The sequence below is a fragment of the Mesorhizobium sp. M1423 genome, assembly GCF_040317575.1.
Classification (GTDB): domain Bacteria; phylum Pseudomonadota; class Alphaproteobacteria; order Rhizobiales; family Rhizobiaceae; genus Mesorhizobium.
Genome location: NZ_JAMYKU010000005.1, coordinates 115819 through 133384 on the forward strand (window position 1 = coordinate 115819; position 17566 = coordinate 133384).

21 protein-coding genes are annotated in these 17566 nt (G+C 61.6%); 4 read left to right on the forward strand and 17 right to left on the reverse strand.

Annotation, left to right across the window (positions count from 1 at the left end):
- Positions 1-72: 72 nt before the first annotated feature.
- The 9 genes from NKG95_RS08625 to NKG95_RS08665 form a co-directional block, all read right to left on the reverse strand.
- On the reverse strand, positions 73-1029 hold the full coding sequence (locus tag NKG95_RS08625) for a C-terminal binding protein (RefSeq protein WP_353040445.1): 957 nt from the start codon (positions 1027-1029) through the stop codon (positions 73-75).
- 12 nt (positions 1030-1041) lie between these two features.
- The gene (locus tag NKG95_RS08630) at positions 1042-1800 is read right to left on the reverse strand and encodes an HpcH/HpaI aldolase family protein (RefSeq protein ID WP_353040446.1); all 759 of its coding nucleotides are present in this window, start codon (positions 1798-1800) and stop codon (positions 1042-1044) included.
- Between the two features lie 42 nt (positions 1801-1842).
- Positions 1843-2556, reverse strand: a complete 714-nt coding sequence (locus NKG95_RS08635; protein WP_353040447.1) for a hypothetical protein — start codon at positions 2554-2556, stop codon at positions 1843-1845.
- 26 nt (positions 2557-2582) lie between these two features.
- Positions 2583-3893 (reverse strand): TRAP transporter large permease, encoded by a 1311-nt coding sequence (locus tag NKG95_RS08640; RefSeq protein WP_352482787.1) that lies wholly within the window; start codon positions 3891-3893, stop codon positions 2583-2585.
- A gap of 3 nt (positions 3894-3896) precedes the next feature.
- Positions 3897-4409: a TRAP transporter small permease gene (locus NKG95_RS08645; protein ID WP_023716647.1), complete on the reverse strand. Its 513-nt coding sequence runs from the start codon at positions 4407-4409 to the stop codon at positions 3897-3899.
- A gap of 79 nt (positions 4410-4488) precedes the next feature.
- Entirely contained in the window at positions 4489-5466 is a 978-nt protein-coding gene (dctP, locus tag NKG95_RS08650; protein WP_023716646.1) for a TRAP transporter substrate-binding protein DctP, read from the reverse strand.
- Between the two features lie 80 nt (positions 5467-5546).
- Entirely contained in the window at positions 5547-6092 is a 546-nt protein-coding gene (locus tag NKG95_RS08655) for a flavin reductase family protein (protein WP_352493919.1), read from the reverse strand.
- Complete coding sequence (locus tag NKG95_RS08660) at positions 6092-7186, reverse strand: LLM class flavin-dependent oxidoreductase (RefSeq protein WP_023716644.1); 1095 nt, start codon at positions 7184-7186, stop codon at positions 6092-6094. Before NKG95_RS08660 ends, NKG95_RS08655 begins: the two co-directional genes overlap by 1 nt.
- Positions 7186-7902, reverse strand: a complete 717-nt coding sequence (locus NKG95_RS08665; RefSeq protein WP_353040448.1) for a GntR family transcriptional regulator — start codon at positions 7900-7902, stop codon at positions 7186-7188. The genes NKG95_RS08660 and NKG95_RS08665 overlap by 1 nt, the downstream gene beginning before the upstream one ends.
- A 483-nt stretch (positions 7903-8385) precedes the next feature.
- Here NKG95_RS08665 and NKG95_RS08670 point away from each other — a divergent pair, with 483 nt between their 5' ends.
- A complete protein-coding gene (locus tag NKG95_RS08670; protein ID WP_352547441.1) occupies positions 8386-8616 on the forward strand; it encodes a hypothetical protein in 231 nt (76 codons plus the stop codon).
- A 43-nt stretch (positions 8617-8659) separates the two neighbouring features.
- Here the strand turns inward: NKG95_RS08670 and NKG95_RS08675 are convergent, their stop codons facing one another.
- From NKG95_RS08675 to NKG95_RS08695, 5 genes are all read right to left on the reverse strand, one after another.
- A complete protein-coding gene (locus NKG95_RS08675; protein ID WP_352482793.1) occupies positions 8660-8878 on the reverse strand; it encodes a hypothetical protein in 219 nt (72 codons plus the stop codon).
- 3 nt (positions 8879-8881) lie between these two features.
- The gene (locus tag NKG95_RS08680; RefSeq protein ID WP_353040449.1) at positions 8882-9061 is read right to left on the reverse strand and encodes a hypothetical protein; all 180 of its coding nucleotides are present in this window, start codon (positions 9059-9061) and stop codon (positions 8882-8884) included.
- A 138-nt stretch (positions 9062-9199) separates the two neighbouring features.
- Positions 9200-9358 (reverse strand): hypothetical protein, encoded by a 159-nt coding sequence (locus NKG95_RS08685; RefSeq protein ID WP_023716639.1) that lies wholly within the window; start codon positions 9356-9358, stop codon positions 9200-9202.
- Positions 9359-9506: 148 nt separating this feature from the next.
- Complete coding sequence (locus NKG95_RS08690; RefSeq protein WP_352482796.1) at positions 9507-9944, reverse strand: GFA family protein; 438 nt, start codon at positions 9942-9944, stop codon at positions 9507-9509.
- A 27-nt stretch (positions 9945-9971) separates the two neighbouring features.
- The gene (locus NKG95_RS08695) at positions 9972-10190 is read right to left on the reverse strand and encodes a hypothetical protein (RefSeq protein ID WP_352482798.1); all 219 of its coding nucleotides are present in this window, start codon (positions 10188-10190) and stop codon (positions 9972-9974) included.
- A 145-nt stretch (positions 10191-10335) separates the two neighbouring features.
- Between NKG95_RS08695 and NKG95_RS08700 the strand changes: the two genes are divergently transcribed.
- On the forward strand, positions 10336-12636 hold the full coding sequence (locus tag NKG95_RS08700) for an FdhF/YdeP family oxidoreductase (protein ID WP_353040450.1): 2301 nt from the start codon (positions 10336-10338) through the stop codon (positions 12634-12636).
- A 60-nt stretch (positions 12637-12696) separates the two neighbouring features.
- Here the strand turns inward: NKG95_RS08700 and NKG95_RS08705 are convergent, their stop codons facing one another.
- Together NKG95_RS08705 and NKG95_RS08710 are read right to left on the reverse strand one after the other, a co-directional pair.
- Complete coding sequence (locus NKG95_RS08705) at positions 12697-13056, reverse strand: response regulator (protein WP_023716635.1); 360 nt, start codon at positions 13054-13056, stop codon at positions 12697-12699.
- The gene (locus tag NKG95_RS08710) at positions 13053-16157 is read right to left on the reverse strand and encodes a CheR family methyltransferase (RefSeq protein ID WP_353040451.1); all 3105 of its coding nucleotides are present in this window, start codon (positions 16155-16157) and stop codon (positions 13053-13055) included. The genes NKG95_RS08705 and NKG95_RS08710 overlap by 4 nt, the downstream gene beginning before the upstream one ends.
- 165 nt (positions 16158-16322) lie before the next feature.
- Here NKG95_RS08710 and NKG95_RS08715 point away from each other — a divergent pair, with 165 nt between their 5' ends.
- Together NKG95_RS08715 and NKG95_RS08720 are read left to right on the forward strand one after the other, a co-directional pair.
- Entirely contained in the window at positions 16323-16520 is a 198-nt protein-coding gene (locus tag NKG95_RS08715) for a hypothetical protein (protein ID WP_023716633.1), read from the forward strand.
- A gap of 1 nt (position 16521) precedes the next feature.
- The gene (locus NKG95_RS08720) at positions 16522-17118 is read left to right on the forward strand and encodes a response regulator (protein WP_023716632.1); all 597 of its coding nucleotides are present in this window, start codon (positions 16522-16524) and stop codon (positions 17116-17118) included.
- A gap of 26 nt (positions 17119-17144) precedes the next feature.
- Here NKG95_RS08720 and NKG95_RS08725 read toward each other — a convergent pair whose 3' ends face one another.
- On the reverse strand, positions 17145-17417 hold the full coding sequence (locus tag NKG95_RS08725; protein ID WP_023716631.1) for a hypothetical protein: 273 nt from the start codon (positions 17415-17417) through the stop codon (positions 17145-17147).
- Positions 17418-17566: the final 149 nt, after the last annotated feature.

A 17566-nucleotide genomic window follows, 5' to 3' on the forward strand; every position in this document is an offset into this window, starting at 1 on the left:
AAGGCTGCCTGCCCCGGAACGTTAAGGTGGAACTGTCGGCAGGCAGCGGATGGTGCCGGCATCGGGAATTGGTCACACCCGGTTGACCGGATATACCGCCTTGCCGCCGCGCAGGACCGCTGCGACGTCGGCAAACACCTTGTTGCGAACCTCCGCGTAAGACTGCGTCGAGTAGTGCGCCGCGTGTGGACTGACCAGGACGGTGTCCAGCGCCAGCAGCGGATTGTCGGGCGAAGGCGGCTCCTGCTCGAACGTGTCGATGCCCGCGCCTGCCAGATGGCCGCGCCGGATCAGATCCGCCAACGCGACCTCGTCGACGAGGCCGCCGCGGGACACGTTAATGAATATCGCTCCTTCCTTCATCCGCGACAGGGCATCCGCCGACATGATGTTTCTGGTCTCGGGTGTCGCCGGAACATGGAGCGAGACGATGTCGGCCCTGGCCAGCAGCTCGTCGAAGCCGACCGGTTCAGCACCGCCGGCCGTGATGCGCTCTGCCGGCATATGCGGGTCGTAGGCGATGATATGATAGCCGAAGACCCGCGCCCGCTCGGCAGTCAGCCGTCCGATCTGGCCGAAGCCGATCAGACCTAGAATCTGCCTGTCCGGCCGCGTGATGCCGGCACCGTCGGTCATCGCCGCCCAGCGGCCGGCGCGCACCGCGCTGTCGAACTGCTTCAGCCTGCGCGTCAAGGCCAGGATCAGGGCCATGGCGTGGGTGCTGACTTCCACCAGATTGGCATCCGGCACGTAGGTTACCTGAACACCGGCACGGCTGGCGGCCTCGACGTCGATCGAGTCGAGCCCTACGCCGAACCGCCCGATGACCTTGAGGTTCTTCAGTTCCGCCAGAACGCGAGCCGTGATTGGCTCTCGCAATACCATCAATGCGTCGGCGTCGCGGCAGTGTTCGATCAGGGCATCTTCCGTGAGCAGCGTGTTTTCGACAAACTGGGCGTTCAAGCCGTCGAGGTAGCGCAGCTGCTCTTCCTCGACTGACAATACGCCGTCGGTCTTGATGATCTTCATGCCAAACTCTTGCTATGAGGCGTTGCGCGCCGAGACGACACCGGCGGCAAGGCCGGCGCCGAGAAACATCGTGTCGCTGGCCAGCATGTAGAAGCTGATGCCGTGCCGCGACCATTTGCCGATATCATCCGCCGAAGGGCGAAAGATGCCGACGGCCTTGCCGGCCGCGCGCGCCGCAGCCGCGATCCTGACAATCGCGGCATTGAGCTTGTCCTGGCCGGCAGGCCCCATCGCATCGATCGAGACCGACAGGTCGCCGGGGCCAATGAAGACCACGTCGACGCCGTCGACCTGGACGATGTCGTCGATATTGGCGAGGCCGTCGGCCGTCTCGACCTGGATGGCGACCGTCAGGACCTCGTTGGCCGATTTGAGGTAGTCCGGAATCCTGTAGCCATAACCGGCGGCGCGGCCCGGGCCGACACCGCGTGCGCCGACCGGCGGGTAACGGCAGGCCATGACCACCATGCGGGCTTGCTCGGCCGTCGAGACGCGGGGTACCAGGACGCCCGACGCGCCGGCGTCGAGCGCGGCCGCCATCCACTCCGGCGTGTGGCCGGGAACGCGCACCATCGCAGGAACCTTGTGGACATCGGCGGCGCGGACCAGATCCTCGAGCCGTTCGCGGCCGATCTGCGAATGCTCCCAGTCGATGCACAGGAAATCGACCCCGCTGGCGGCCGCCACTTCGACCGCCACCGGGTGCGGGATGGCGCAGAAGGTGCCGATGAGGCGATCGAGAGAGACACATTTCTTGCGAAAGTCGTACATGAAATCTCCAGAAATTTTCGGCGTCGGCAAAACCTGTTCGCGCTATGTGGCCCGTGACAAAGGATGCACGGCTTCCGTCGACATCGGGAAATGCCGGCTGCCGCCTGAAAACGGCGGGAACGTCTTGTAGTCGGCGCGCATTTCCAGCCGCGCCGGCGATTGCAGCGCGTGCGTCAATGCCGCGGGACTGTCGAACATGACGCGATTGCGCTGCATATGGTCGATGCGCGGCCAGGGCAGCGAGCCGCACCAATCCAGTCGCGACAGAACCTCGATGTGGCGAATGCCGGGAAAGCCGCGCATCAATTGCGGATGATGCGTCACATAGTGGTAGAGCCAGACATTCATGTCCTCGGCCGGCCCGGGATAGTGGACAAGATAGCTGCAGGGGAGCCCCGACGTCTTGACGCCAGCGTCGTCGACGGGAAACGGACGCACGCACATAGCCTGTTGCGTCGGCCTCGAACCGGCGACGCTCGACAGCATACCCGGTGCGGCAAGCGCCTGCAGATGGCCGGACGGCGCCAGCGCCGCCTCCATGTCCGCCAATTCGTCGAAATAGAGCTGGAAGCCAAAGACCGGCGGTGGGCCATCCTTGTTGAACATGTCCGTCGCCACTTCGGGCAGATAGATGTTTGCAAGCGCAAGGCCCGGCGTCGATGCAATCACCCGCCGCACGGCATCAACGTCTTCACCGGCGATGGCCAAATTTGCCTCGCGGTCATCATGGAAGAAAGCAAGATAGGCAAAGCGCATTTGGACACCTGCTGGATCGAGTTCGACTAGATCAAATTCGGAAGAAAGAGAGCGATCTGCGGAAAGAGGACAATCAGCAGGATCAGCAAAAGCGTCAGCGCGATGTAGGGTGCCGCTGACATGGCAACCGTCTTGAGCGATGTGCCTTTCGGCGCAACACCGATCATGATGAACAGCAGCAGACCAAACGGCGGCGTGGTGAAGCCGACCTCGTAGGCGAGCAGCAGGATCAGCCCGAACCATACCGGCTCGTAGCCGAATTGGTGGGCGATCGGCAGGAAGATCGGCAGCGTGATCAGCATCATCGAGACCTGATCCATGAACATGCCGAGCAGCAGGATGACGAGCACCATCATGAGCAGCATGGGATACGGTCCAAGATCATAGCCGACGATGAACTGGATAAAGCCGTTGGAGGCGCCGGAGAAGGCGAATATCTGCGAAAACGTCGTCGAAGCCGAGATGATCAGGAAGGTCATGCCGGTGACCTTCATCGCATCGTCCAGCGACTTCCAGACAACCGACCAGCTGAACCGCCGGTAGACAAACAACAAGGCGAACACGGCGGCACAGCCGAGCCCCGCCGATTCCGTCGGCGTCGCTATTCCAAGGATGATCGTGCCAACCACCATGAACACGATGACGCTCATCGGAATGATGTTGACGGCAACCGCCCTCACCTTCTCGGCCGCAGGAACGGCGGGCACCGGATAGTGCGGAGCGGCGTCCGGATCGATCTTCGTCTGTGCGAAGATCAGCGCCGCGTACATGACAACGAGGAGCAGCCCGGGCAAAGCCCCCGCTATGAGCAGCGCGCCTACGTCGATCTGGGCCAGCGAGCCGAGCAAGACGGCCAGCGAGGATGGCGGGATGATGACGGCAAGGCTTCCGGCGCCAAGCACCGGGCCGTAGGCCATATGCGGCTTGTAGCCCCGCTTCAGCATCTCCGGAACCATCAGCGAACCCATCATGCCGGTATTGGCGAGGCTCGAGCCCGACAGCGCGGAAAAGATGGTGCCGGCGGCGAGAACGACATAAGCGAGGCGTCCGCGCAGATTGCCGATGCACAGGTCGAGCGCGTAGATGACCTTCTCGCCGAGGCCGGAGCGGAAGAACAGGCTGCCCATGACAAGAAACATCGGCAGCGGAGCGAGCGCATAGGTCGAGACGGCGTCGGAGAAGTTGGCGACCATCTGCGTCACGCCGATCGAACCGCCGAAGAACAGGTACAGCCCGATCACATTGGTGACGAAGAAAGCGAAGGCGACCGGCAGCCCAAGCCCCATCAACACGAGGATGGTGCCAACAAGCACGGCGAATGGAAACAGCCAGGCCACCGGTCAGAGCCCTTCCATTTCCAGCGGATCGAGCGTGTACAGCGTGTCACGGCCGAGGAGATATCTGAGCCATTCCAGCGCAGAGAGGTAGAAGGCGAGCATGATGGGCAGAAAGACCAGCCATTTCGGCATGTCGAAACTGCGCGTTTCATATTCGCCGCCCGCCACGGCGCTTGTCAGGGAAAACAAGGCGACGCTGCCAAGATAGAGGCTGACGCCGATGCAGGCGAGATAGACCAGTTTTTCAAGCACCGCCCGAGCCCGCATCGGCAGCGCCTTGCGCAGGAACTCGACGAAGACATGGCCCTTGCTGTGGACCAGCCAGGGCATCGGCAGGAATGCCGCGTAAAGCAGGCCGTATTCCGTCGCCGATACTGCCCAGGCAAGCGGCCTCAGGCCCAGATTGCGGACGCATACATCAGCAACCACCGCGACGATGATGAGGCCAAGCACCACTTTTGCCGTCGCCGCCAACGCAAGGCTCAGCTTCGCAATCGCTGCAAACAATCTGTCCATGTCCGACGACCCTCATGTCCACCGTTGCCCCGCTTTTGCCCAGCTTTGATGGAGGGCTTACAAGGCAGCCTCCGCTCGGCTACTGGAAGAATTTCTTCAACTGATCGATGTTGGTGGGATCGCGTTTGGCCATTCTCGCCCAGCTCGCCTGCGTGGCAGCCGCCAGGAATTTGTCGCGGCCGGCACCGGTCAAGCTGATCACCTTCTGCCCGCCGTCGATCATCGCCTGTGCCTGCTTTTCCGACTCGGCAAGATTGGCGTCATAGCTCGCGCGCTCGTATTCGACGGCCGTGTCGGCAAGCAGCTTCTGCGCCTCGGGCGACAGCGTGTCCCATTTGGCCTTGTTGATCGAGATCAGCACGTCGGTTTTGAAGAATTGCGGGTCGACACGGTATTTGGTGAACTTGTCCCAGCCGAACGACGCATAGCCAAACACGGTATAGGCGTTGGCATTGACGACGCCGCGCTCGAGCGAGGTGTAGACGTCCCCTGGCGCTTGCACGATCACCGTTGCGCCCAGGGATTCAAGGAAATCGCGATAGAGCGGCGACGAGCGGATCTTCAGGCTGCTCCAGTCGATGCTGCCTTCGCTGTTGAGCTTGGGTTCGTCGATGGTGAAGACGTTGAAGCCCGAGCCCGCGTCGACATGCGCCAGCAGATGGGCATTGGCCTTCTTCTCGAAAATTCCGCTGATGAAGTCCCAGCCGCCATTCTCGCGAACCTCCCACGGCGTCTTTGTCGATGCGGAGAACACCTCGCCTTCGGGCACGAGCTCGAGGAACTGCCCTGCCGGCGTGTCGATCACGTCGATCAGGCCGCTCCTGAGCGCCGCGCCCTGCTGGATCGGCGGAATGACCTCCGGCCCGCCACGCACGTTGATCTGGACCACACCCTTGCCCTTTTCGTTCACCTTCTGAACGAACTTCAGGAAGCTCTGGGCGTAGCCGTTCTGCGTCGGCGTAAAATGCACCGCGTTGAGGACGACCTCCTCGGCCGGGGCGATACCCGCCACACCCGACAGGAGTGCAGCCAGAACAAGGGATTTCCAAATGCGCATTGCCGTACTCCCTTTGATAGTTCGCCCATGATCGGGCCGATCTGAAAATTACAATCGCTGCGCCGCCACGCGAACGGCGGTTAACTGGCATCATCTCCTACTGTCAGGAACCGTCCATGTGCGTAGAAGACCGGCGATCGGTCAGCGCGGTCCAGCGCGACGCCTGAGACGATGCCGATGACGATCATGTGCGACGCCCGCACAATGATTTCGGCCACCCGGCATTCGAACATTGCCCGCGCGCCGACAAGCAAGGGCGCGCCGGTTTCGCCACGCACCCATGATCCGGACGAGAACCGCGCGGCACCCTTGGCTTTGGTCATGCCGCCAAAGGCACGCACAACGTTCTCCTGGTCGCCGGCTGGCAGATTGACCGAAAAGGGCAAGCCTTCGCGAATGGCCGAGGCAAAGGTGCTGCTGCGGTTGACGCAGGCCAGCAGCGAAGGCGGCTCGGCACTGAACGAGCAGAGTGCTGTCGCCGTGATGCCGCAAAAGCCGATCTCGTCATGTTCCGACGCGAGGATGGCGACCGAGCCCGCCACGGCCCGCATTGCCTGCTTGAAGGCGCGCGGATTGATGGCGTCGTGTCCATCCACCCACGGCGTCGGAATGGCGGCCGCCGGCATCAATTTACTCGAAGCCCGGCCTGGCGCATCAGCGGCAGCACGCGGTCGCAGAAGAAGGGCAATTCGTAGGTATAGTTGACGAATGTGAGGGCGGCGCCGGAATAACCCTGGTCCATGATCGCAGTGAGGTCGTCGACGATCTTTTCCGGCGTGCCGATGAGCGGGAAAGTTCCAGCACCGCCGGCGAACCTTTGCCGATATTCGGTGAAGGCCTTCGCATCATGCGAGTTCGCGAATTCCTTCTTCTTGCGCATATGCTCGTCGACGGCGCCCTCGTCCGCGCATTCCAGCGCGTAATGCCGGTAATAATCCTCGGCTTCCTGCTGGGTTTCCCGGCAGACGACGTGACAAACCGTATAGACGCCGACTTCGCGTCCGACTTCGGCCGCTCGGTTGGTGATGTCGACCACATGCGCACGGCCGTCGGCAATTTCGGAAAAAGTCGAAAACAGGTAGTCGCAGTGGCGCGCCGCATAGTTGCGCCCCGGCGCGCCGAAGGCGGCGTTCATGGTCACCGGTCGCGGCGCCTGCAGGCTTGGCGGGCGGCTGACGACCCCCTTCAGATCGTAGAACTCGCCGCTGAAGTCGAACGGCTCCCTCGATTGATAGGCACGCACGATGATGTTGATCCATTCCTCGGCCTGATCGTAGGTCCGCTCGCCGACCGTCTGCCCGAACATGGCGAACTCGTCCGGGTTCCAGCCGCAGACGATGTTCAAGCCGGCACGCCCGTTGGAGATGTGGTCGACCGTCGCCAGCGCTTTTGCAGCCTGCAGCGGATGAACCAGCGGCACATGCACCGTCATGAACAGGCCGATGTTTTCGGTGGCGACAGCAAGACCCGCCGCCCAGGTGAACGTCTCGAACGACCATTCCCGCACATGCGTCAAACCGCCGAAGCCGCGCCAGCGGGCGATCGGCAGCAGAAACTCGAGGCCGGCGCGATCGGCGATGCAGGCGGAGTTGAGGTTGTCTTCCCAGCGGGCACGCCAGCGCTCGGGGACGGTGGTCATTGCCAGGCCGCCATCGGCGTTCATGGAAAAGACGCCGAGCTTGAACCTGTTCGGCCCTTTCAGCGGGTGCTGCTTCCTGATCATGATTTCCCCCGCCGTGACATGCTCTTGCCCTCGCCGTCGGAGTTTTGAAACGGTGGGCTCAGCTTCATGAAACGCTCCTCGGCGTTCTGAATGAAGTGGGTCATGCGGTCGTAAGCGGCGACGGCGTCGCGCTTGACGAATGCCTCGTAGATGGCGCGCATGCCGGCCACGATAACGGCCTGTGTCGGCTGGTGCGACAGCGTCCTTAAACGGACGACGAGTACATGGTCGGCGAAGCGGGCAATCGTTTGTGAAAGACGCTCGTTCGCGACCGCGCCAAGCCAACAATTCCTGAATGCCGAATTGGCCTGGAAAAAGCGGTCGGCATCGCCATCTGCGGCCGCAGCCTCTGCCTCCCGGAGCGCGGCTGCCAGGGTCTTGAGGCCAGCGGCGTCAAGTGTCTGTGCGGCGTGCGCGGCGGCCCGCGGCTCGAGCAACCGGCGGACCTCGAAGATGTCGGCGACATCCGTTGCGGTAAGCGTGGGCAGCGTGAAGCCGCGTGTGGTGCCGACGAGATAGCCCTCATGCACCAACTGCATCAAGGCGTCGCGGACAGGCATTCTGGAAATGCCGAGCCGGGCGGCAATATCGACATCGACCAGCTTCTGGCCAGGCGCCAATTCGCCATGCTGTATCGTCAGCCGGACTTGTTGATAGACCTGGGCACGCAGATTGCCATCGCCAACCCGTTTGAGCTCTATCGTTTCCGTCATCCACGCCTTCCCATGCGAAGATTTCGTATATCGTTTGAGGCTGTGATCTCGCAGTCGTGCCGTTGAAATGCAGCCATATATCGGCAGAAATCGACCTGTCAGCCATGTTCCCGGCTCAAGTGGAGCACAGGCTGGATCACCTGGCAAGATATTTCAAGTCTATAATGTATACTGTTTGAGCTCGCTGTCCGGAGGGCAGAGGATCGCGCCGTCTGTGCTGCCGCGCCGCGCGACGGCGGGGACAGCTAACGATCCGCGCGGTTCGGTAAAAAACGTACAGACGTTTTTCCGTGACACATCGAAGTTGGCGGATTTAACTAAAATTACTTGCGATCTGCGCGCGCCGGCACGCCCACCCCCGATCCCCTCGCCGGTGCGCATTACTGGATCGCCCGCCGTATCGAAAGGTGCGGCGGGCTTTTCGTTTCGTTTGGCGGGGAGGCGCTTATGCGAGACTTGCCCAGGAATATCGACGCCGACGTCGTGATCGAAATCAGCAAGTTGCTCGACGACCGGGCGAAGTCCGTGCCGGTGCCGGTGCACAAGCTGGCGGCGATGATCCGGCTGGGCGTCGAAACCCTTCTGACCGATCACTCCATCGAGGAGCTGATCGTGGAAATGGCCGCGACGCGGGGGCTTCCGATGCTGTTCGATTTGCCGGTGATCAATGTCGACAACGTCGTGCCGATTGCCTTGGCGCGCCGTCCCCGCTGACATTTCGCTCGAGCCCCATCGGTAGTCGCGTCGCCGCCCGACTTCACTTGTCCTGATGCGCCGGCCGAGTGTCGCCTTTCTTTTCGGGGTCATGGGTATGGTGGCTGTCGCGTTCGCCGCCGCCGCCGGAGACCTTGCTGTGGCTGCGCAGGTCTGAATCGGCCGGCGGCTTTTCGACGCTCAGCGGCTTCTTGGCGTTTTCGTGCGCGGCGCCGGGACCGCCCTGGCGGATGCTGGCAGGAGTTTTCTTCGACGTGGACATGGCCTAGCGATCCTGGACGTTGCCTTGATGAGTGGTGTTGACCTTCGTATTGCCTTGCTGACCCTGCTTGTCGGGATCGGGGACGGTGGATTGCGGTGCCTGGTCGGCTGCTACCGATTTTTTGTCACCGGCGCCCTTTGGGCGCAGATTCTTCGGCGGCACAGGGGGAGGTTTCGTGCTCATGGCGTTTCTCCTTCCGCCACCCAAACAAGCGGCTCGGGAGAAAGGTTCCCGAGGGTCCGATACGAACGGCGATTGCCGCAACGAGCCGGGTCCACAGGCCGTGGCTTGGGGCCGGCGGGGTGCCCGCACAATCCAGGATTATTTCTTGATGATGTTTCCGTTGTTCAGATCGAAGGCCTGGGCACCGAACGCCTGCCTGAAGAAGTCCTCCTGCAGATCGCCCCATTCGCCGAGATAGGCGCCGCAATTGCTGCAATAGATCGGTGTGGAATCCTTCGGGTTGTCGGGAATCTCCATCAGGATCGTCCCGCACGCCTTGCAATCGAGCTTGTCATCCAAACGGCGGCCCATTGACACATGATCGCGCGTTTTCAGCCGCGCGCCAATTGTCGTTTTCGTACGAAGCCCGAATGGCGCGTTTTCCAACCAGCAAGGGGATCGAAAGCTAGCGTTCCGCCGGATTTCCGAAGGCCGGATCTCGCCGCCTCGAATACATCCCCACCCGCGGCAGCTCGTCTGGAAAGTCGACCCAGGGTAACCTCATGTCCCAGTATGCGTGGGCCTGTGGCGGAAACCGTTCGGGGTGATCGAGAAAGCCGATTGCCAGATAGAGTTCGTCGGGCAGGCCCTGGTCGACATAGCCGATCGATGTTCCGCAATCCGCGCAGAAGGACCGGAGCACACCGGGAGTTTTCGAAAAGGTCTTCGGTATGCCGGTGAGCAAGGTGAATTCAGAAGGCCGATAACCGACCCACACCGTTAGCGGGCTTCCTATCGCCTTGCGACAGTCGTCGTCGTGATCGGAGCAAACCCAGAACGGCTCGCCGCGCATTTGCGCCGTTATGGCGCCGCAAAAACAGGAACCCGTTTCAGTTCGTGGCATTGGCTAACTTCATGGCTGGACTCGCCTTCACTGCTGGCCCGGCATTTCGGTATTTTCCTTGGGGTTCTTCTTGATGCCGGCGGCAGGCGAGGTATCGGCCGGAGCATTGCCACCCTGGTTCTGTTCAGCGGCTCTTTTGAGCGGCGAAGTCTGCCAGCCCATATCGCCGTACAAAAAGCCTATGAGGAAGCCGACGATGATGATGGCCGAAATCACCATTGCAATTAACGCGTTACGTCGCTCCATTTCGCACGGCTCCTTTCTTTGAGCCGAACAAACGATGGCGGAAATGGTTCCGGTTAGACGGACGGCGTGACGGGACGGAGCCGGCCGGGAACATTCAGCCTCACGGCGGGTTCGTATGAGTGCTCTTCTACAGGGAGTGGCTTGCATGAAACCCGCGGTAACCGATCGCATTGAAACCAAGAAATACGACCACCCGACAGGCGGCTGGGGATCGCTCAAATCGCTGGTCCGCAAGGCGCGTGGCGAAGGCCTGCTATTGTCCGGGATATGGAGCACGCTGCTCAAGCAGAACAAGGCCGACGGCTATATGTGCGTGTCTTGCTCATGGGCAAAGCCAGCTCAGCCGAGGCCTTTCGAATTCTGTGAAAACGGCGCCAAGGCGACGATGTGGGACCAGACCAAGCTGCGCTGCGAACCCGCTTTCTTCGCCGAGCATTCGGTGGCGGAATTGCTCGATTGGCCGGACCACGATCTGGAGAAACAGGGCAGGCTTACGGAGCCTATGCGCTACAATGCCGCCGTCGACCGTTACGAACCGGTTTCCTGGGACGATGCATTCCGCGACATAGCTGCCGAATTGCGACGGCTCGATCCCAAATCGGTGGTATTTTACACGTCCGGCCGCGCCTCGCTCGAGGCCTCGTTCATGTATCAGCTTTTTGCGCGGATCTACGGGTCTTCGAACCTGCCCGATTCGTCCAACATGTGTCATGAATCGACCTCGGTCGGCTTGCCGGAATCGATCGGTTCGCCGGTCGGGACCGTGCAGCTCGAAGACTTTGCGAAATGCGACATGATGCTCTTCTTCGGGCACAATACCGGGGTGACGGCGCCGCGCCTGTTGCATCCGCTGCAAGAGGCACGTCAACGCAACGTGCCCGTCTTCACTTTCAATCCTTTGCCCGAGCGGGGACTGAAACGCTTCAAGAATCCGCAAAACCCCATCGACATGCTGTCGCCCGGACCGGGCACCAAAATGTCCAGCGACTTCTTCCAGGTCCGTTCGGGCGGCGACATCGCCGCGATAACGGGCATCGCCAAAGCGTTGCTGGCGCTCGACGATGCCGCCCGCGAAAGCGGCAGGACGCGTGCCCTCGATACGGCTTTCATCGCCGAGCACACGCATGGCTTCGCCGAGTTCGAAGCCTTCCTGCGCAACACCCAGTGGAGCGATATCGTCGCACGATCGGGCATTGCGCAGGCCGATCTGGAGCATGTCGCCGAGGTCTACAGCCATGCCAACGCGGTGATCGGCAATTACGGCATGGGCCTGACCCAGCATCGGCACGGCACCGAGAACGTCCAGATGCTGTGCAACCTTTTGATGATGCGCGGCAATATCGGAAAACCCGGCGCCGGTATTTCGCCGCTGCGCGGCCATTCCAATGTCCAGGGACAGCGCACCGTCGGCATATCGGAAAAACCCGAGCTCGTCCCGCTCGACAAGTTCGCCGAATTCTACGCCTTTGAACCGCCGCGTGAGAAAGGTCTCGATACGGTCGAGACCTGCGAGGGCGTCATCGACGGATCGGTCAAGGGCTTCGTCGGGCTCGGCGGCAATTTCGTGCGGGCCGTGCCGGAAACCGGCCTGGTCGAGAAAGCCTGGCGTGGGCTCGACCTGCATGTCGAGATCGCGACCAAGCTCAACCGCAGCCATCTGATCGCCGGCCGGACAACCTATCTGCTGCCTTGCCTGTCACGGCTGGAAAGAGATCATCAGGCGAGCGGCGACCAAAGGGTGTCGATAGAGGATTCCACCGCCTGTATCCATGGCTCGTTCGGATCGCGACCTCCGGCTTCGCCGCATCTGCTTTCCAAGCCCCGGATCGTCGCCGAACTTGCCAAGGCGACGGTGCCGGGCAGGAGTTCGATCCCACGGGATGAGTGGGTTGGCGACTATTCCCGCATCCGTGACGAGATCGAGCGCTGCTACCCCCAACATTTCCGCGACTTCAACAAGCGCTTTCTGACGCCCGGCGGGTTCCATCGCGACATCAAGGCGAGCAAGCGGGTGTGGGAGACGCCGAACAAGAAGGCCAATTTCAAGCTGCCAAGTGGCCTTGAAACCGATCCTGACATCGATGTCGCCGGCCGCGATGTGCTGACACTGATCACGGTGCGCTCCAACGATCAGTTCAACACGACCGTCTACGGCTACAACGACCGGCTGCGCGGCATCAGCGGCACACGCATGGTGCTGTTGATGAACGAAAAGGACATCCAGCGCCTCGGCTTGAGCGCGGGACAGGAGGTCGATCTCGAAGCCAATGCGCAGGATGGCGCGGAGCGCCGCGTGCGCGGGCTGCGCATCACGCCTTTCTCAGTGCCGGAGGGAAATTGCGCCGGTTATTATCCCGAGCTCAACCCGCTGATTCCTCTCTGGCACAGAGCCGAGAAGGCTCATGTCCCGGCCGCCAAATCGGTACCGGTGCGGATCTTGCCATAGGCGTTCGTGTTCGCGGCAGGCACGCACCATGCGGATGTGACTTGGTTCAAAATCGAGACCTCAGCAGGCTCGCGCGAGTTCATCCACGGCATTCAGGATCGCACTCTGGCTCGCCGGCTTCTGCACGATCCTGCAAGCGCGGAAACCTGCCGGAATTTCGCGTTCGCCATACCCGGAGAGGAAAGCGAACGGCACGCCGCGCGTCCGCAACGCTTCCGCGATTGGATAGCTGGTCTCGTCGTTCAACTGGATATCCAACAGCGCCGCGTCGATGCCGCCTTCACCGACGAGGCGGAGGGCCGCCGTAACCGACGAAACCGGCCCGACCACCTGATGGCCTGCCTTGCGCAGGTAAGCCGCCGCGTCGTCGGCGATCAGCCATTCATCCTCGACGATCAGCACACGCACCTTTCCGGTCACGACGAGCCCTCGCGGGTCAGAGGGAATGCAATTTCCACCTCCAAACCATTTGAGCGGAAACTTGTTTCAACTTTTCCGCCCAGCCTGTAACCGATTTCTCCACGCAGAAGGGTAAGGCCGAAGCCGCTGTCGGTTGGCTCCTTGATGCGGGGGCCGCCCTTCTCGCGCCAGACGAGCTTGAAGGTGCCATCCACCACCGACCATTTGACAACTATGCGCCCGGCAGGTTTCGACAGTGCGCCATATTTGGCGGCATTCGTCGCCAGCTCATGAATTGCCATGCCGAAGGAGAGCCCTTGCACAGGCTTGAGGCTTACCCGCTTGCCATCGAGCTCGAACCGTTCGGCCCCAAAGGGATCAAGTTCCTGGCGCAGCAGTTCCTCGACGGAGGCTTCCGTCCAGCTTTCTCGCGAGAGCAGACTGTAGGCTCGTGACATCGCCTGCAGCCGGCCGATCAAGGCTTCGGCGAACTCGTCTTTCGACGCCGAGTTTTCACGCGTCCGGTTGGTGATGCTGGCGACGACCGCCAGCATGTTCTTGACGCGATGGTTCAGCTCCGAGATGAGCACCTGCTGACGCTCTTCAGCCTGCGCCAGCGTCGTCACGTCGATCAGGGTCACGACCACGCCCTGGATGCTGCCGCCTTTGTCCCGGTACGGGTTGATGCGAACCAGGTAGAACCGGCCCTTGTCGTCGCGCGCAAGGTGATGGTTCAGGGTCTCTCCCGTCTCGAACACCGCCTGGATGTGCCGCTTCAACTCGGGGTAGTCGAGCTGGCTCGAAAGATCGGTCAGCGGTCGGCCGACATCGGACGGACGCAAGTTGAAGAACGACGACGCGGCGGGAGTAAAGGTCCGCACCACAAGGTTGCGGTCGAGGAAGATGGTGGCGATTTCCGTGCTTTCGAACAGGTTTCTGAGATCGCTGTTGGCGCGGTCGAGTTCCTCTATCTTGCCAGTCAGCTCTGCGTTGATGGTATTGAGCTCTTCGTTGAGCGACTGCATCTCCTCCTTCGAGGCCTCAAGCTCCTCATTGGTCGACTGCGCCTCTTCATTGACGGAGACGAGTTCCTCGTTCGAAGACTTTACTTCCTCCAGCGCGGTTTCGTATTCCTCGATGGTCGACTGCAGCCGCTCGCGCGTGTCGCGCAACTCCCGTTCGAGATCGGTCGCATCGTCGGCGCCGCGGCTTTCGCGTGCCGGATCGGAGCGGATCTGGGCCTGTCCCACCGGATTGAACAGGACGAGGTAGAGGGGCTCGCCATTGCCGCGTTCCGTGTACGGCTCGACCATCAGTGCAATGAACTGAAGCTGTCCGTCGTCTTCTTCGACCGCTATGTTCTCCCGAACGACCGTGCGGCGCGTCGTGGCTGCCTCCCGCAACGCGGCTCGCAGCTCAAGTCTCAGCCCGCGGCGGGCCAGTGTCAGCAACTGCCGGCTCGGGGCGCCTTGCGGTGCTTCCAGATATTTGCCCGTCCTCGCCGAATAGTAGACGATGTCGCCATCGCCATTGACCAGAACGTGAGGCGGGGCGAACCGCTCCAGCACCTGAGCCTCGATCGCCTGGCGCAGTGAATGGCTGGCGGCATCCTTCGTCGAGCCGCCGCGTCCGACCGGAAGGGCACCCGTGGGGCCATTGCCGATCAGAACCAGCGGCCGCGGCGTTGCATGTTCCCGCGCCTGGAAAATCCGATGCTTCTTGTCGACCGTGGCAAACAGGTCGCCGTGCTGACCGACGCTTTCCGAGGTGCCGAGGAACAGATAGCCGCCCGGCCTCAGCGCGTAATGGAAGATCGGAATCACCCGGTTCTGGATCTGCGGGCCGAAATAGATCAGCAGGTTGCGGCAGGAAATCATATCCATGCGCGAGAAGGGAGGATCGCGGATAATGCTGTGCGGCGAAAAGATGCACAGTTCGCGCACCTCGTTGCCAAGCACGTAGCTCGCGCCGTCGCTGTGGAAAAAGCGTTGCCTGCGCTGTGGCGAAAGCCCGTGCAGCAGCGCTTCGGGATAACGCGCCGCACGCGCCACCGCGAGCGCCGGCTCGTCGATGTCGGTCGCGAATATCTGGACGCGCGGCGGCGCGGAAAGCTTCTCGATGCGCTCGCGCATCAGCATGCCGATCGAGAACACCTCCTCGCCGGTGGCACAGCCGGGCACCCAGACACGCACCGCATCGGAGGCGTTCTTGCCTTCGAAAATCTGCGGTATGATCTTTTCCTCCAGCAATTTGAACGCTTCGGCGTCGCGAAAAAAGCTGGTGACGTTGATGAGCAGGTCGCGAAACAGCTTCGCCACCTCGTCCGGATCGCCTTTCAGCCGTTCTATGTAGGTGGTGACCGACTGCAGCTGCGTGATCTGCATGCGCCGCTTTACGCGACGCAGGAACGTCTTGGTCTTGTAGCCGGAAAAGTCGTGACCGGAATGGCTGCGCAAAATGGCGTAGATTTCATCGCGGGCCCGATCCATCTCGGCCTTGTGTTCGTCGTCCGCTTCGGTCAGGCCGTTCAGCACGTCGAAGCCGCGGACAAACGCCTGAAGCTTTGCACCGATCTGCTCGGCGGGCGCCGCTATGTCGATCAGGCCGCTCGAAATCGCACTCTGCGGCATGTCCGGATTGCGGGGGCCGTACCCGTTGGAGGCCTGGGCTATGGTCAGCCCGCCATGCTCCTTGATCGCCCTGGCGCCGAGCGTGCCGTCCGAATCGCCACCCGACAAGATGATGCCGACGGCATACTCGCCCTGGTCCTCGGCCAATGCGCTGAAGAAGATGTCGATCGGCTTGCGCTCGCGGTTGAGCGTGTTCGGCCGGCGCAGCGAAAGCGCGCCCTTACGGATGGTGAGGACGACGTTTTGTGGCATCACATAGACCTGGTCCGGTTGGACCGCTACGCCCTCCTCGGCCACGACGACCGGCATTTCGGTGTAACGTCGGATAACCTCGTGCAGCAGGCTTTCCCGTTCCGGGCTAAGGTGCGTGACGACGACAAACGCCATGCCGGTGCCGTCGGTCAGTCCTTTGAACAGGCCCTCCATCGCGGGAATGCCGCCGGCCGATGCGCCGACGCCGACAATGGGAAATCTTCCATTCTGGGATGCCACGCCACGCCCCTGGTAACCGCCGCAACACGAAGCCGTCAAATCGGGCCTTAGACCCAAATCACGCGTCAGATTAAGACCGGGCTGAGCCCGAGGCCAGTAAATAGTCCACCAACGGAACAAAGCACCGCCGGTGGGCATTAACATCTGACTTCGGAGGCGGTTCCAATGGCAAAACGACCACCTGAGATAAAGCCGGCCAAGCGAGTCCTGTTGCCGTCGCCGGATCTGACCAAGTTCCCGGTATCCGAAAATATTCCGCCTCGCCTGCTCGCGCTCGCGGAACGGTTGCAAGAGGTCCTGGCGCGCCACTTTGCAGACGTCCGCGCCGACAGCCGTAAATCCCGCAGGAAGAAGGAACAATGAGGTGCGCGACCTGCAAGGCTTGCATATCCTGATCGTCGAGGACGAATGGATGCTGGCGGGCGATCTTGCACGTTATTTCAGCAAGATGGGCGCCGTCGTACTTGGCCCCGTGGCGACGGTCGAACAGGCATCGAAACATACGGATGAGGCGGAAGCCGCGATCCTGGACGTCAATCTCAACGGAAGGCGGGTATTCCCGATCGCCGACGAACTGATGCGCCGTGGCGTGCCGTTCGTGTTTTTCAGCGGCGACGAAGACATCGTTATTCCTGAGCGCCTTCGATATGCCAGCAGCCTCAGAAAATCCTCGGACGGCCAAGCAGTCTTCGATGCTCTCTTCCCAGCCGAGACGTCGGCATCGAAAGGAGGCCGAGCGTCCGAGCCCTCAGACGACGTATTTTCGCTGCTGCCCAAGCTCAGGCTCGCGGCGCGTCTGCTGCTGGGAGACATGGATGCTTCCGACCGGCTGGTCGAGCGAACGCTCGAGCAGGCCATCGGCGAGATCGACAACAGACGATCCGGTTCCTCGACAGAGGATTGGCTCAACGGCATCATGCGAAACATCGTCAAGGCACGTGGAGCAAACCTGCTGCACTGACCATGGCCGCCGGCAACTAGACGATGTTAGCTTTTCCGGCTGCGCTCGACGAATTTGTTGAAGCGGCTGGTCTTTCCGCCGCTGGTCTCATCCTGGTAGAGGAAGGCCAGTTCGTTCTCATCGAATATCCTGAAGAACTCGTCCCACTCGACGGGCTCGAACGTCTCTTCAGGCTCGCCGAAATCGATGCGCAATATGCCCCCCTCGCCCTTGGTGCGCACCACCGCCGGCCGCCCGTCGCGGTCTTCGGCCCAACGGCGGATTTCGTCATGATCGGTGGTCGTCTTCGATTCAGACATGGCAATCTCCCTTCGATTCCACCGCGAGATCCCCCGCGTTGCACAACCAGCAGATGCATCGCTGCCCGGCATGTGCGCGCGGTTGGTCGAACATGGCTCCTAACACCAAGCAGCCTTCGATGTTCCCACGCCTGGTTGAAACCTACCCC